The 12,376-nt window shown below is 62.5% G+C and carries 10 protein-coding genes and 1 pseudogene; 4 read left to right on the top strand and 7 right to left on the bottom strand.

Going from position 1 to position 12,376, the window contains the following annotated elements; genetic code table 11:
* The coding region (holA, locus tag D0550_RS24760) for a DNA polymerase III subunit delta (protein ID WP_161966032.1) at nt 1–778 on the bottom strand (778 nt) is incomplete at its 3' end.
* Nucleotides 779–1,137: 359 nt separating this feature from the next.
* Between holA and D0550_RS24755 the strand changes: the two genes are divergently transcribed.
* The 3 genes and pseudogenes from D0550_RS24755 to D0550_RS24745 form a co-directional block, all read left to right on the top strand.
* Entirely contained in the window at nt 1,138–1,368 is a 231-nt protein-coding gene (locus tag D0550_RS24755; protein ID WP_153067330.1) for a DUF2946 family protein, read from the top strand.
* A gap of 116 nt (nt 1,369–1,484) precedes the next feature.
* Nucleotides 1,485–3,479, top strand: a complete 1,995-nt coding sequence (locus tag D0550_RS24750) for a TonB-dependent receptor (RefSeq protein ID WP_116811878.1) — start codon at nt 1,485–1,487, stop codon at nt 3,477–3,479.
* A 119-nt stretch (nt 3,480–3,598) separates the two neighbouring features.
* Nucleotides 3,599–4,477 (top strand): annotated as a pseudogene (locus tag D0550_RS24745) (LysR substrate-binding domain-containing protein); the annotation flags it as partial.
* Nucleotides 4,478–4,513: 36 nt separating this feature from the next.
* Here the strand turns inward: D0550_RS24745 and D0550_RS24740 are convergent.
* Nucleotides 4,514–5,434, bottom strand: a complete 921-nt coding sequence (locus D0550_RS24740; RefSeq protein ID WP_116811876.1) for a DMT family transporter — start codon at nt 5,432–5,434, stop codon at nt 4,514–4,516.
* 183 nt (nt 5,435–5,617) lie between these two features.
* Between D0550_RS24740 and pip the strand changes: the two genes are divergently transcribed.
* Entirely contained in the window at nt 5,618–6,697 is a 1,080-nt protein-coding gene (gene pip / locus D0550_RS24735) for a prolyl aminopeptidase (protein ID WP_116811875.1), read from the top strand.
* Here pip and D0550_RS24730 read toward each other — a convergent pair.
* The 5 genes from D0550_RS24730 to leuS form a co-directional block, all read right to left on the bottom strand.
* Nucleotides 6,690–7,184, bottom strand: a complete 495-nt coding sequence (locus D0550_RS24730; RefSeq protein WP_116811874.1) for a hypothetical protein — start codon at nt 7,182–7,184, stop codon at nt 6,690–6,692. The two genes, pip and D0550_RS24730, sit on opposite strands and share 8 nt — an antisense overlap.
* Nucleotides 7,184–7,687 carry an LPS-assembly lipoprotein LptE gene (locus tag D0550_RS24725; protein WP_161966031.1) on the bottom strand — a complete coding sequence of 168 codons (504 nt, stop codon included), beginning with the start codon at nt 7,685–7,687 and terminating at the stop codon, nt 7,184–7,186. Before D0550_RS24725 ends, D0550_RS24730 begins: the two co-directional genes overlap by 1 nt.
* An 84-nt stretch (nt 7,688–7,771) precedes the next feature.
* On the bottom strand, nt 7,772–8,857 hold the full coding sequence (locus D0550_RS24720) for a GGDEF domain-containing response regulator (RefSeq protein WP_116811872.1): 1,086 nt from the start codon (nt 8,855–8,857) through the stop codon (nt 7,772–7,774).
* Nucleotides 8,858–8,945: 88 nt separating this feature from the next.
* The gene (locus D0550_RS24715) at nt 8,946–9,716 is read right to left on the bottom strand and encodes a class II aldolase/adducin family protein (RefSeq protein ID WP_116811871.1); all 771 of its coding nucleotides are present in this window, start codon (nt 9,714–9,716) and stop codon (nt 8,946–8,948) included.
* A gap of 59 nt (nt 9,717–9,775) precedes the next feature.
* Nucleotides 9,776–12,376, bottom strand: coding sequence for a leucine--tRNA ligase (leuS, locus tag D0550_RS24710; protein WP_116811870.1), 2,601 nt, complete (start codon nt 12,374–12,376; stop codon nt 9,776–9,778).

Below are 12,376 nucleotides of genomic sequence, written 5' to 3'. Positions count from 1 at the left end.
GACAACGTGCGATCCACTGCAAATCCTTGTTGAGCGCCCAGAGCACGATCGGCGGCTCGACATCTTCGCCGCGCAGTCCTTCCAGGACGCGCAAGGCTCGCGCCGCATTGCCTTTCATGGCCGCGTCACCGAGTTGCAAAACATCGAAGCGCGCGCTGTCGGCGACCGCATCGATGATCGTGTCGGCGCTCACGGGGCCTGGCGGCAACAACAGCGCCAGTTTTTCGACTTCCTGGTGGGCGGCCAGCAGATTGCCTTCCACTCGCTCCGACAGCAGCGTCGCCGCTTCGGCATCGGCTTTGAGATTTTGTTTGGCGAGGCGATCGCGGATCCAGGCGGGCAAGCGGGCCAGCTCCACCGGCCAGATCTGCACCACCACGCCATGCTTTTCGATGGCGCTGACCCAACGCGAGCCTTGCACGCGACCGTCCATCTTGCCGGTGACGATCAGCACCAGGTTGTCGGCCGACGGCTCGGTCGCCAGCTCGATGATGGCATCGGCGCCCTGCTCGCCCGGGGTCGGATTGGTCATCCGGATCTCGATGATCTTGCGCTCGGCGAACAGCGACATTGCCTTGCTGTTGGCGAGCAGCGCCTGCCAGTCGAAGCCACGCTCGACCACATGCAATTCACGCTCGGTAAAACCCTGGCTGCGGGCACGCGCACGCACGGCGTCGGCCGCTTCGTTCACCAACAGCGGTTCGTCGCCGGAGATCAGATAGATCGACGAGAGTTGTCGCGACAGGCTGGCCGCGAGGTTGTCGCCGGAGAGTTTCACAGCGCGGCGCCGGAGCACCGGCTTGAAGTTGCGGCGGACACGGAGGAAACGGTCAAAAACACTCGCGCCAAAATGATTTAGGTGAGGGCTGGGGTCTGATTGCGACGCCGGCGATTATGGCCCAAGCCGGTCCGCCAGCGCCAGTTGCGCCCTTCCCCCAGTGCCCGATCTGCTCAGGAACGGGTCGGCAACAGGGGGGATTGTGCTTGGCAAGAGTTGGGGTCCTCCGTTAGCTTACGTGGCTGAGGTGCCCTGGTCCCCTCATGGTTCCGACTGGCGCTATGCCCATCTGCCACTTCGCAAGAAACCCGCCAGCATGGCTGCGAGCTGCGCTCGTCTGCCTGCTGCTGGCGTTTGCGGTGGATTCGGTCGCCCACGTCGTCCACCAGCACGATGCGGTCAAAGCACTCGGCGCCCATGGGCCGGCCTGCGGCTACTGCGCCGCCTTCGACGGCCTGATCGACGCCCCAAAGCAGAGCTTTGCGGCAATCAGCGCCGTCACCGTCACGACTTATGTAGCGCCGGTCGCTGAAGCTTCTGTTTCCTTCCGTCCCGTCGTCAGCGCGCAACCGCGCGCGCCTCCTCGATAACTCGCAACTCGTAGCCCATTCCTCACCGAGCTGCCGGTGAGGCTATTTTTCGTGCGTCTGAAGTCCACTGGCGGACCGCCGTGCGAGTTCGCTGTAGTTATTCAGGATGTTTCGTCATGCGTCGTTCTCATTCGTTGCGTGTAGCGGTGGCTGCGTTATTGGTGAGCCAGGGCGCCTGGTCTCAGGAATCCAAAACCGAGGAAGTCGTCGTCACCTCCTCGGCGCTACGCGGAAAAAAACCCGCTCGAAAGTCGCGCAAACCGACCACGGTCGTGGCAGGTGATGATTTGCGTCGGCAGATCGCCAGCAGTCTGGGCGAGACGTTGTCGAGCGAGTTGGGCGTCAGCTCCACCTATTTCGGCCCGAACGCCAGCCGGCCAGTGATTCGCGGACTCTCCGGCGACCGCGTGCAGGTCCTGCAGGACGGCCTGGCGTCGCTGGATGTTTCCAGTCTGAGCCAGGATCACGCCGTCACGCTGGAATCGGTCGTGTCGCAGCAGATCGAGATCATCAAAGGGCCGGCCGCACTGCTCTATGGCAGCGGCGCATCGGGCGGATTGGTGAACGTCGTCAGCTCGCGTGTACCCACTGAAGTGCCCGCCAAAATAATCACCGGCGCCGCCGAAGTCCGCGGCGAGACCGCCACCGAAGAACGCACCGGCGCGGCCAGCATCGATGGCGGCACGGGCAAGTTCGCCTTCCACGCCGACTACTTCAACCGAAAGACCGAAGATGTGAAGATTCCCGGCTACGCGCAATCCGATGCCCTGCGCCGTGAGCTGATCGAAGCAGGCGAAGAACCGGACAACGTCCGCGGCTACATTCCAAACTCGGAGGGAGAAGCGAGCGGTGGCGCGCTCGGCGGCTCGTTTATCGGCCAGAACGCGCTCGGGGGCCTATCCTATAGCCGTTACGAAACGACGTATGGCATTCCCGGCGAAGCAGAAGCGTTCATTGCCATGAAGCAGAACCGCCTCGACGGCAAGGCCGAGCTGGATCTGCAAGGTGTAGTCAACAAGCTGCGTCTCACCGGCGCGTACAACGATTACACGCACACCGAGTTCGAAGCACCCGGCGAGCCCGGCACCGTGTTCAACCAGGACGCGTACGAGCTGCGCTTCACTGCCGATCACAAGCTCGGCAGTGGCTGGCGCGGCACCACCGGTCTGCAATACGTCGATTTGGATTTCGAAGCCATCGGCGAGGAGGCTTTCGTGCCCAGCTCCAAGACGCGGGCATTGAGCGTGTTCGCGTTCGAGGAGCGTCACTTCGGAATCTGGACCGTCGAGCTGGGCGCGCGCGCCGAGCAGCAGAAGATCGACGTCGCAGCCGACTTACCTGGTTTCAACAAGACTGCCGTGAGCTTGTCGGCCGGCACGGTATGGGACTTCGCGAAAGATCACGCGCTCGCCTTGAACCTGACGCGAACCCAGCGCAATTCGCAGCCCGCCGAGCTGTACGCCGACGGTCCGCACATCGCTGCGCAACGCTTCGAAATCGGCGATCCAAACCTCAAACAGGAAACATCGGTGACCGCCGACCTGTCGCTGCGACATACCGGCGACGGTATCAACTGGACCTTGAGCGCCTTCTACAACGACTACTCCAACTACATCTACGCGTCTCCGACGGGTGATATCGAAGACGATCTCCCGGTATTCGTCTATCTGCAGAACGGCGCGAAATTCCACGGCTTCGAAGCCGAATTGAACGTGCCGCTGATCGACGACGGCAAGCGTCATCTGGGCCTGCGCCTCGCCTCGGACTACGTGCGAGCCAAGCTCGACAACGGCGAGAGTCTGCCGCAGATTCCGCCGCTGCGTTTCGGGGCGGGCCTGCATTACGACCGGGACGAGTGGCACGTGGGCGCACAGGCGTTCTACTACGCCAAACAGGACAAGATTGCTGAGCACGAGCTGCCGACCGACAGCTTCATCTTGGCCGAAGTGGATGCCAGCTATCGCTTCCCCGTGGGATCGACCAGCGTGTTCTTGTTCGTGCGCGGCACGAATCTGCTCGATGAAGACGCACGTCAACACGCATCGCCGCTGAAGGACATCGCGCCGCTGCCGGGCCGTTCCTTGCACATCGGCGCGCGCGCGGAGTTCTGAGGAAGAAAAGTGGGAGTGAGGGCTCGATGGAGCCCTCGCTACGCATCGGTTACGCAGCATGCGCACCTGTGCCCTCGACAGACCACGACTGGTACCTCGATAGCGTATAGACTCCGCGCATGCGTTTTGACCTGACCGATCTCAAGCTGTTCCTGCACGTTGTTGAAGCCGGCAGCATCACCGCCGGCGCGGAGCGCATGCATCTGGCCGTGGCCGCTGCCAGCACGCGAATCCGCAACATGGAAATCGAGCTGGGTACGCCGTTGCTGAACCGCGAGCGCCAGGGTGTTCACCCGACCCCAGCGGGCCGCACGCTGGTTCACCATGCACGTCAGATGCTGCAACAGGCGGAGCGCATGCGCGCCGAGCTCGGCGAATACGCCGACGGGCTCAAAGGTCACGTGCGGCTGCTTTCCAATACCAATGCGTTGACCGAATTCCTGCCCGAGCCGCTCAGTAATTTTCTGACATCGCACCCCCAGGTGAACATCGACCTGGAGGAGCGCCTGAGTGACGAAATCGTCGCCGCCATCGCCGATGGCAAGGCCGATATCGGCATCGTCGCCGGCACCGAAGATGTCACCGGCCTGGAAGTGTTCCCGTTCCGCGTGGATCGTTTCGTGCTGGTGACCACGCCGACTCACCCGCTCGCGCAAAAGTCCAAGATTGCGTTCGTCGAGGCGCTCGACAGCGACTTCGTCGGCTTGGATCGCGCCAGCTCGCTGCAGCGATTTCTTTCCGACAAGGCCGAGCGCATCGGCCGGCGTCTCAAACTGCGCGTGCAGCTACGCAGCTTCGATGCTGTGTGCCGAATGGTCGAAGGCAACGTCGGTGTCGGTGTCGTGCCGGAAACCACTGCGGCACGAGCCATGCGCACGATGAAGCTGCATGTGATCGAGCTGAGCGATGAATGGGCGCTGCGTAATCTGATGATCTGCGTCCGCAGCCTGCGGGATCTGCCGATCTATGCCCAGGATCTGGTGAAGTCGCTCGCGCAGCCGCTCGATATGGAGATGTGGGTCGCGAAGGNNGCCCTAAAGCGGGCAAACCGCCACCGGGCGCTCCGAGCGGCTGGTGATCCATACGCCCAGCATCACCACCAGACCACCGAGGATGGCGCGCGTCGATAACGGCTCGCCGAGCACGATCACGCCCGTCAGCACGCCGACGATGGGAATCAGGTTGGTGTAGACGCCCACCTCGCTCGCGTCCAGATGACGCAGCGATGCGTTGTACAGCAGATACGCCATGCCCGATGCGATGGTCCCCAGATAGAACAGCTCCACCCAGCCGATCAGCGGCAATGCCGGCAAGCCGTTTCCCGCAAGATTCGCGGTGACGATTTCGTATCCGGCCACCGGCAACAGCAGCAGCGCGCCGGTGCCGGTCACAGCAGTCGTTATCACCAACGAGTCGAAGCCGGCAGCGCGCTTGGCCAGCGCTGTATACAACCCCCAGCAAACCACCGCAGCAAACATCAGAAAACTACCCAGCAGGCTCGATTGCCCACTGTCCGAACCGCTGCCCGAGAAAACGATCAGTACGCCGCCGACCGACAACGCAATGCCCAACCAGCGCATCGGCGACGCGCGCTCACGCAGCCAGAGCACAGCCACCAGAGCGGTCATCGCAGGAATGGAAGCCTGCACTAGCGCGCCCTGCGACGCCGACACGTACACCATCGACGCGTTGAACGCGAGGTAGTACAGGGCCACACCGATCAGCCCCATCAACCAGACGGTGCGCCACGGCAGATGATCCCCTCGACGATGCCGAAACCACGCGAATGGCAGCAATACCAGCGTGCCCAGCGTGACACGCACGAATGCCAGCGTGAACGGCGGCCACAGAGCGATCAGCTCCTTGGTAACCATGAAAGTACTGCCCCACACGGTCATGGTGAGCAGCAGCAAGAGCATGGATCGAGTGTGGCTCGGCAGTGGCATAGCGCTCATTGTGGCATGCGCGGCGCTTCCCTATCTGCCCACGAGAGCCGAGAATTCATAACTTAGGGTACATGGATGGACCCCGCCGCCACGGGCGGCGAGCGAGCGGGAAAAGTCGCGCCTTTTGCCGCTCGCGCGCGGGGCGTGGCAGGATGCCCGATCCCGCGCTTTTATAATTTTCCGGGAGCTTAGATGGCTACGAAGAAGCGTAAAACCACCCGTCGCGCGGCCCGCAGCGCCGCCCCCGCCAGCAAACAACGCAATCACGCCCGGCATGCCGTGCTGGCCAAGCGCAAACGGCCCGCCAAGACGCAGGCCACCGGCGGATTGCGCACGTTGTATCCAGCCATCAAACCCTACAATTCCGGGATGCTGCGTGTTTCGGACAGCCACGAGATCTATTACGAGGAATGCGGCAATCCCAAGGGCAAGCCGGCGGTATTCGTGCATGGCGGCCCAGGCGCCGGTTGTGACAATCGCGCCCGCAGTTTCTTCGATCCCGACGCCTATCGGATCATCCTGTTCGATCAGCGCGGCTGCGGCCGGAGCAAGCCGCACGCCAGCCTCGAGGACAACACCACCTGGCACCTGGTCGAGGACATGGAAAAGCTGCGCAAGCACCTGAGCATCGACCGATGGCTGGTGTTCGGCGGCTCGTGGGGCTCGACGCTCGGCCTGGCCTATTCGCAAACGCATCCCGAGCGCGTCAGTGAAATCGTCTTGAGAGGCATCTTTACGCTGTCGCAGTTCGAGCTGCGCTGGTTTTATAACGAGGGCGGCGCCAGCGCGCTGTTCCCGGATCACTGGCCGAACTACGTCGCGGCCATTCCGCCCGCCGAGCGGGGCGACATGATCGGGGCGTTCTACAAACGTTTGACCAGCGAAGATCGCCAGACTCGCGTGCAGGCGGCACGTGCCTGGTCGATTTGGGAAGCGGCCACCAGCTATCTGCACATCAACGAAGAGAATCTGCACAAGTGGAACGAAGAGGACTTCGCGGTCGCGGTCGCGCGCATCGAATGTCACTACTTCGTCAATCGCGGCTTCCTGGAAACGGAGGATCAGCTGATCCGCAACGTCGAACGCATTCGTCACATTCCAGCGGTGATCGTGCAGGGTCGCTACGACGTGGTGTGCCCGATGCAGACTGCCTGGAAACTGCATCAAGCGTGGCCGGAAGCGGAATTTCACGTCGTGCCCGACGCCGGCCACTCAGCGTTCGAAGCGGGCAACACGCATCAATTGATTACGGCCACGGATCGTTTCAGATAGCTCTCTTGCGCCAGGTCGGCCGCGCGTCATGATCGATGACGCCGCGGTCTACCAGCCAGGCGCGTGCATCATCGGCATCCTGCTCGAACCATGCACGCGCCGAGCCGAGCCGGAACGTGTAGCCCCATGCATCCATGTCATGAAACATGCGCTCGCGACCGACGCCCGGCAGCTCCCCCGCCAACACGATCTGCAAGTAACAGACGCCGTTTTCTTCGTCGTAATCGCCGCCCGCGTCTTTGTTCAACTGCTCGCGGCGCTCGTCGCTCATGCAGATGAAATGACCGGCTTCGTGCAACAACGAATGCAGCGGCGTGTCGGTGCGCCAATAGATCTTCGAGCCGACCAGTCCGGCCTCGCTGTCGCCCCAGTAGGAACCCGGGATGGTTTCGTCGGCGCCGAGTGCCACGCATTCCATGCCATAGCGCTCGAGCAGACCGGTCACGACATCGACTCCGATGTCCGTGACTTTCAACACTGCCGCCATTACAGCGCAGCGAGACGTCGTACGACTTGACCCGCCAGGTCGCGAGCGAGCGCTTGACGCAGAATCGACTGTTCCTTCTGCTTCGCGAGCACGGCCGTTTCGTCGTAGCTGTACTCACGAGTGAGCTCGATCTTCTCTGGCTCGATCAGCTCCTCGGTGCGGCCGTTGACCGAGTATTCGATGGTGTAGAACACCTCGTATTCCTCGGGTGTATTGCGACCGGACACGGTGAGGATGCGCTGGCCGCTCTCATCTCTGATGATCTTCACCACCGCGGTCGCTTCGCTCTCGACGTTGGTCAGCCGCGCGCCCGAGGCCTGCAAGCTCTCCCGCAACGCGCGGTTGAAATCAGTGTAGCGATCCCTGGTGTCGATATAGGTCGTCGCCATGACCGGTGACAGCTTGGCCGTGCCCTGCAGGCGCCAGCCGCAGCCCGCCAGCACCGAAGTCAGGCAGACGGACAGCAGCAACCAGCGAAGCCGGGCGGAAACAGAAGGCGTCACAGATGACACGCTCGCGAGGCCGAAATGGGGCCGCCATGTTCGCGGGCCCCGCCCTCGCGGTCAATGTGTCGGGTCAGAAGTGGGTCAGCGGGCGGCAGTAAATGGCTGGATGGCGCGCATCGCAGCCGGACTTTTGAGCACGCATTCGCTGTCCACCACGTAGCCGTGACGGCAGACGATGCCGGCATGAGTGGCCACGCTGCGCTGAACGGCGGCCAACTGCTCGTTGCCTGAATGCCCCGGACAACCCCGGCAGTGCTCGGCCACATCGAGCATTTCGCTCGCCTCGACCAGTGCGCTGTCGGTGCCATCCCTTTCCAGCCCCGCAACTCCGTAGCTGAAGACGAGCGGCACGGCAACGCTGCTGGCATAGCGGCTCAACGCCATCATCATGCGCTCTTTGATGAGCGGCACCTCGGTGATCCCAGCCTCCGGCAACACGACGCCGAATACCGCGCCCACCGGCGCCTCCAAGCGACCGATCCAATCCACATGCGCGCGCACCGAGGCGTCGATCGCCTGCACCACACATCTCAATGTGGTGGCATCGGGAGCGCAGTCATCGGCGGGCTCGCCTTCAACCCGCACGCCCACCGTCATGACCGCCAGCTGACGACCGTAACGTTGTCCACGCCGGATCTCCGACAGCAGGCGGGTCTGCAATTCACTGTGCGAGAACGCGCCGGATTCGACATCGATGCTCACCGACTGCTCCATCACCGCTTCCTGCGCCTCTCGCAACGAGCGGCGCAGCGCCAGCGTGTTGAACGCGGCATAGATGCGAGCGAACAACTCGGGATCGGAAACCCTCTTGGTGAGGTAGTCGTCGACGCCCGCGACATAGCCCTGCTCGAAGTCAGTGCTCGAGTCGCGCATCGTCAGCATGATTATGTAAGTGTCTTCGGCCCCGCGCGCGCGCAACGTCTGGGTGAGCGCGAGGCCATCCATCACCGGCATGTGCCAGTCGGTGACTACCAGCGGATACCACTGGCGGTCGAGCGCTTCGAGCGCCTCCTGACCGTTGCTGGCATGCTCGACTTCGAAACCGGCGGCCGTCAGCCGCCGCATGATCAATTCGCGATCCTGTTCGTCGTCATCGACTACCAGAATGCGTGACGGCAATGCACGCTGCAGCACCGACAGCCGCGTTGCCATGACACCCGCTTTCATCCGTGGTTCTCTTGAGACCGTACAAAATTTGCACTACTCCTGTTGCTTTATCATTCGGGAATGCAGGTGGCAACCGCGGTTTGTACAGCTACTCCCTGTAACCCGGATCGAGACGGTCCATTTTTCGCAACAATGCAGGCCACACCAGTCCGGTGCCGGCACCGCGCGTCACCTGTTTCATGTACTCGGGCACCGTCGCCAGCACCGACTCGGGAATGTCGAGCAGCGGGGTGCCGCCCGCTTGCGCCATGATCTGGATCTCACACGCCCGCTGCAGGCTGTACATCATCATGAAGGCGTCGGAGATGGTGCGACCGACCGTGAGCAATCCATGATTGCGCAGGATCATGTGACGTGTAGTGCCGAGATGGGCCTGCAAGCGACCCTTCTCTTCCGGGTTGAGCGCAATACCTTCGTAATCGTGATAGGACAGGCTGAGCAGAATGAACGTGGCCTGCTGCGAGATCGGTAACAATCCGTCGCGCTGCGCGGAGACCGCGATGCCGGCCATCGTATGAAGGTGCAACACGCAACCGGCGTCCTCGCGCACCTCGTGTATGGCGCTGTGAATCGTGTAGCCGGCCGGATTGATCTCGTAGGGACTCGGCAATGTTTTATTGCCGGCGAGGTCGACGCGCACCAGGTTGGACGCGGTGACCTCTTCGAACATCAAGCCATAGGGATTGATGAGAAAGTCATGCGTGCCCGGCACGCGGGCCGAGATGTGAGTGAAGACCAGATCGTCCCAGCCAAAATGCGCAATGAGACGATAGCAGGCCGCCAGATCCACTCGCGTCGCCCATTCCTCGGCCGACACCTGAGCACGCACGTCTGCTACGGCACGTTCTGCAGCTGACATCTGTAGTCCCCCGATGAGTGTCATCGGAGGCTAACGCTGCTGCAGCAGGCCGGGCAAGCCTAAACGACGACGTTGACCAGCTTGCCCTTCACCACGATCACTTTGCGGACCGGCTTACCCTCGATCCACTTCTGCACAGTGGAGTCCGCCAGCGCCGCTTCGCGAATCTGCTGCTCGGTGGCGCTCGCTTCGACGGTAATCTGACTGCGCAGCTTGCCGTTTACTTGTATGACGACATCGATGCTGTCGCGGACCAGCGCGGCCGGATCCGGCTGCGGCCAGGGATGATCGATCAGTGGATCCGAGTGGCCGAGCGCCTGCCACAACACGTGGCCGGCGTGCGGCACGATGGGCGACAACATCTGCACGACGAACTCGAGCGCTTCCTGGCGCACGGCGCGACCTTGCGGCGACGAGTCCTCGAACTTCGACAGCGTATTCATGAATTCCATCACCGCGGCGATCGCGGTGTTGAACACGCGACGACGACCGAGATCGTCGGTGACTTTCTGCAATGTGCTGTGCGCCGCGCGCCGCACGTTGCGCTGCTCGTCGGTCAATTCACCGGACACCTGGCCGCTGACCGGGCCCGCGGTCACGTGCTCGTTGACCATGCGCCACAGACGACGCATGAAACGCGACGCGCCTTCGACGCCATCATCCGACCATTCCAGCGTATCTTCCGGCGGCGCCTTGAACATCATGAACAGGCGCACGCTGTCGGCGCCGTACTGTTCGACCAGCTTGGTCGGATCGACACCGTTGTTCTTCGACTTCGACATGGTGCGCATGCCTTCCCAGTCGACCGGCTTGCCGTCCGTGCTCAAAGTCGCACCGACGCGTGCGCCCTTCGCATCGACCTGCACGTTCACATCGACCGGGTTGAAATATTCGATCGCGCCTTCGCCGGTGCGACGTGAATAAATGTCATTGAGCACCATGCCCTGCGTGAGCAGGTTCTGGAACGGCTCCTGCACTTTGAGCAGGCCCATGTCGTGCATCACGCGCGTCCAGAAACGCGCATACAGCAAATGCAGAATGGCGTGCTCGATGCCGCCGATGTATTGATTGACCGGCGACCAGTAGTCGGCGCGCTCATCGACCATCGCCTTGTCGTTCTTGGCGGAGGCGAAGCGCAGGAAGTACCACGACGAGTCGACGAACGTATCCATCGTGTCCGTCTCACGCCGCGCGGGGCCGCCGCACTTCGGACATTTGCAATCCAGGAACGACGGCGTCTTGTTGAGCGGATTGCCGCTGCCGTCGGGCACCAGCCCTTCGGGCAACACCACCGGCAGATCCTCTTCCGGCACCGGCACGACATCGCACTTCGGGCAGTGGATCAGCGGAATCGGGCAGCCCCAGTAACGCTGACGCGAGATGCCCCAATCGCGCAGACGCCACTGCACGTGCTTCTCGCCGTAGCCCTTGGCCTTGAGATCGGCGGCAATGGCATCGATGGCCTGGCTGTAATTCAGTCCGTCGTACTTGCCGGAGTGGATCAGCGTGCCGTACTCGCCGTACCAGCCGTGCCACTCTTTATCGGTGAACGGCGGTTCCGCGCCCGCAACCTCGATCACTTGTTTGATCGGCAGGTTGTACTTCAGCGCGAACGCGAAATCGCGCTCGTCGTGCGCAGGCACACCCATCACGGCGCCTTCGCCGTAGGTCATCAGCACATAGTTGCCCACCCACACCGGCACGCGCTCGCCCGAGACCGGATGGTTGACGAACAGGCCGGTCGGCATGCCCTTCTTTTCCATCAATGCGATCTCGGCTTCCTGCGCCGTGCCGCGTTTGCATTCTTCGATGAAGGCCGCGAGCTGAGGATTGGACTGCGCTGCATACGTTGCGAGCGGATGCTCGGCCGCTACGGCAACGAATGTCACACCCATGAGGGTGTCGGCGCGCGTGGTGAACACGCTCAACAAACGCTGCTCGCCCTGCAATTCATACGGGAAGCTGAGGCGCACACCTTCGCTGCGACCGATCCAGTTCGCCTGCATGGCGCGCACGCGCTCGGGCCAGCCGGGCATGTCGTTCAACGCATCGAGCAGGTCCTGCGCGTAATCGGTAATGCGCAGGTAGTACATCGGAATCTCGCGCTTCTCGACCAGCGCGCCGGTGCGCCAGCCGCGGCCGTCGATCACCTGCTCGTTCGCGAGCACGGTCTGATCGATCGGGTCCCAGTTCACCACGCCGGTCTTGCGATAGGCGATGCCCTTTTCCAGCATCTTCAGGAACAGCCACTGATTCCAGCGGTAGTACTCGGGCTGGCAGGTGGCGAGCTCCCGATCCCAATCGAGCGCGAAGCCCAGCGACTGCAGCTGGCGCTTCATGTAGGCGATGTTCTCGTAGGTCCACTTGGCCGGCGGCACGCCGTTTTTCATGGCGGCGTTCTCGGCCGGCAGGCCGAAGGCGTCCCAACCCATGGGCTGCAGCACGTTGTAGCCCTGCATACGCAAGAATCGGGTGATTACGTCACCGATGGTGTAGTTGCGCACGTGCCCCATGTGCAGCCGGCCGCTGGGGTACGGGAACATGCACAGGCAGTAATAGCTCTGACGGCTGGGATCTTCCTTGACGGCGAAGGCGCGGCGGTCGGCCCAAAAGGCCTGCGCCTGCGCCTCCACGACGGAGGGTTCGTATTGGGGCTGCAT

The organism is Steroidobacter cummioxidans, assembly GCF_003104955.1.
The sequence above is the reverse complement of the archived record's forward strand: the minus strand, read 5'-3'. Positions and strand labels throughout refer to the sequence as shown.

What these genes read in the sequence shown, in the direction of transcription:
- D0550_RS24750 (WP_116811878.1), top strand. Translation starts at nt 1,485, where the DNA reads ATGCGTCGTTCTCATTCGTTGCGTGTAGCGGTGGCTGCGTTATTGGTG.
- D0550_RS24740 (WP_116811876.1), bottom strand. Translation starts at nt 5,434, where the DNA reads ATGAGCGCTATGCCACTGCCGAGCCACACTCGATCCATGCTCTTGCTG.
- pip (WP_116811875.1), top strand. Translation starts at nt 5,618, where the DNA reads ATGGCTACGAAGAAGCGTAAAACCACCCGTCGCGCGGCCCGCAGCGCC.
- D0550_RS24730 (WP_116811874.1), bottom strand. Translation starts at nt 7,184, where the DNA reads ATGGCGGCAGTGTTGAAAGTCACGGACATCGGAGTCGATGTCGTGACC.
- D0550_RS24720 (WP_116811872.1), bottom strand. Translation starts at nt 8,857, where the DNA reads ATGAAAGCGGGTGTCATGGCAACGCGGCTGTCGGTGCTGCAGCGTGCA.
- D0550_RS24715 (WP_116811871.1), bottom strand. Translation starts at nt 9,716, where the DNA reads ATGTCAGCTGCAGAACGTGCCGTAGCAGACGTGCGTGCTCAGGTGTCG.
- leuS (WP_116811870.1), bottom strand. Translation starts at nt 12,376, where the DNA reads ATGCAGCCCCAATACGAACCCTCCGTCGTGGAGGCGCAGGCGCAGGCC.